The sequence below is a fragment of the Aeromonas sp. HMWF015 genome (genome assembly GCF_963878965.1).
Lineage (GTDB): Bacteria > Pseudomonadota > Gammaproteobacteria > Enterobacterales > Aeromonadaceae > Aeromonas > Aeromonas veronii.
The window spans coordinates 8,817-10,822 of sequence record NZ_CAWNZT010000440.1; the positions used below are offsets into that span (position 1 = coordinate 8,817).

Here is a 2,006-nt window from a genome sequence, read left to right on the forward strand (position 1 = left end):
TGAAGCGCCACAACTTCAATGCGGTGCGTTGCTCCCACTATCCCAACCATCCCGACTTTTATCGCCTTTGCGACCGGCTCGGCCTCTATGTGGTGGACGAGGCGAATCTGGAGACCCACGGCATGACCCCCATGGGGCGGCTGGCGCGGGATCCCGCCTGGAGCAACGCCTTTCTGGAGCGGGCGACCCGCATGGTGGCGCGGGATTTCAACCACCCCTCCATCATCATCTGGTCGCTGGGCAACGAGTCGGGTTACGGCCCGGCCCACGATGCCATGTATGGCTGGATAAAGCGCAGCGACCCGAGCCGTCCGGTGCAGTACGAGGGGGGCGGGGCAGATACCCCGGCGACCGACATCATCTGCCCCATGTATGCCAGAACCCATCAGGATCAGCCCTTCCCGGCTGTGCCCAAGTGGGCGCTGGCCAAGTGGATCGGCCTGCCCGGCGAGCACCGGCCGCTGATCCTCTGCGAATATGCCCACGCCATGGGCAACAGTCTGGGGGGCTACGCCCACTATTGGCAGGCGTTTCGCGATCATCCACGTCTGCAAGGCGGGTTTGTCTGGGATTGGGTCGATCAGGGGCTCGACAAATACACCGCCGATGGTCGCCACTACTGGGGCTACGGCGGCGACTTCGGTGATGTGCAAAACGATCGCCAGTTCTGCTGCAACGGCCTGCTGTTCCCGGATCGCACCCCCCATCCAGCCCTGTGCGAGGCAAAGCGTGCCCAGCAGCCGTTCCGCTTCACTCTGCTTGAGCACACCCCGTTGCGGGTGCGGATCGAGAGCGAATACTTGTTCCGCTCCACCGATAACGAGCGGCTTTGCTGGCAGCTGTGCGAGAACGGCCATGTGCAGCAGCAAGGGGAGGTTTCCCTCATGCTGGTGCCGCAAGGGGTGGTCGAGTTGACCCTGAGCGAGGCGTTGCCCACCTTTGCGGCAGGCTCACTGGCCTGGCTCGATCTGGCCATCGTTCAGCCACAGGCCACCCTCTGGTCGCAGGCGGATCACAAGGTCGCCCGTCAGCAGTTCACCCTGCCGACCCCCCTTGCCCTGCCTGCTCCTGCCGCTGCCGCCACCCTGACCGAACAGCCGGATGGCTGGCGGATCACTGCCGCCAACAGCCAGTGGTGGCTCGACAAGCAGAGCGGCCGTATCACCAGTTGGCAAAAATTGGGGCAGGAGCAGCTGCTGGCGCCGATCATGGATCACTTCTACCGCGCGCCGCTCGACAACGACATCGGCACCAGCGAAGCGGATCACGCCGACCCCAACTCCTGGATTGCCCGCTGGCAGGGCTGTGGTCTCGGTCAGTGGCAACACCGCTGCTTAGGGATCGCGGTCGCCGGAGGGGATATCCGGGTCAGTCATGGCTACTTCCACCACGATGAGCTGCTGCTGGTGAGTCACTGGCATCACCACTTTACCGACGATGGCGCCATGAGCCTCGAGATAGAGACCGAGCTGGCACAGGTGCTGCCGTCGCTGCCGCGGATCGGTCTGCTGCTTCATCTGGCCGAGGTACCGGCGCGAGCCGAATGGCTGGGGCGTGGGCCGCACGAGAACTATCCGGATCGCCTGCTGGGCGCCGATCTGGGGCGCTGGAGTTTGCCGCTGGAGGCCATGCATACCCCTTACATCTTCCCGAGTGACAACGGCTTGCGCTGCGATACTCGTCAGCTGCAGCTGGGCAGCACGACGGTGAACGGCAGCTTCCATTTCAGTGCCAGCCGCTTCAGTCAGCAGCAGCTGGCCGCCGCCCGTCACCAGAGCGATCTGGTGGCCGAAGAGGGGCTGTGGGTCTGTCTCGATGGCGCCCACATGGGGGTGGGCGGGGATGACTCCTGGAGCCAGAGCGTGCGTCCCGAGTATCAACTGCTTGAGCGTCGTTACCGTTGGGGCTGCACTCTCCGTTAAGCCAGCTATTGAGACGACTGTCGAGCCTGTGCGCCATTTTGACAACAGACCAGTAACGACTAGCCTCAATGCTGTGGGAAAGAT

At 63.8% G+C, this 2,006-nt stretch carries 1 protein-coding gene; it reads left to right on the forward strand.

What is annotated here, in order from left to right:
* A partial coding sequence (locus AACS18_RS23770; protein ID WP_258228666.1) for a glycoside hydrolase family 2 TIM barrel-domain containing protein occupies window positions 1–1,922 on the forward strand: 1,922 nt, incomplete at its 5' end.
* Between the last annotated feature and the right edge of the window lie 84 nt (window positions 1,923–2,006).